The 434-nt window shown below is 38.5% G+C and carries 1 pseudogene; it reads left to right on the top strand.

Annotation, left to right across the window (positions count from 1 at the left end):
• Positions 1 to 364 (top strand): annotated as a pseudogene (locus HMPREF2963_RS09585) (hypothetical protein); the annotation flags it as partial.
• Positions 365 to 434: the final 70 nt, after the last annotated feature.

Here is a 434-nt window from a genome sequence, read left to right as displayed (position 1 = left end):
TAGTTGGCTCTGTCGTGCACGTCCTAAGAAGGTGGCAAATATAGGTCAGCCTTACTATGTGACGGAAAACAAGCTAAATCGTGAGTTTCAAGTAGAAAAGCCACTGGAGAAGCTAGTCACAGACATTACCTACCTCTACTTTGTCTACCTATCTTCCGTCATGGATCTCTACAATCGTGAGATGGTAGCTTACACCATTTCAGATTGTCAAGATACTGACTTTGTATTGGATACGCTCAATCAATTGGAATTGCCTAAGGGAAACAAAAATGCGACTCAGCAACAAGTCGCATTTATTGAAAATTGGATGAATAACTATCCAAAGAGAGTATTAGATTACAAATCTCCTAGACTGGTTTTATAAGAGGGGCAAACTTAGACTTGAATTTTGGCACAGGGAAAAAAGCTAGAGGAAAATAAAAAAAGATGAAAAA

The sequence above is a fragment of the Streptococcus sp. HMSC067A03 genome (assembly GCF_001814295.1).
Classification (GTDB): domain Bacteria; phylum Bacillota; class Bacilli; order Lactobacillales; family Streptococcaceae; genus Streptococcus; species Streptococcus constellatus.
This window is presented reverse-complemented; position numbering and strand designations above follow the sequence as displayed.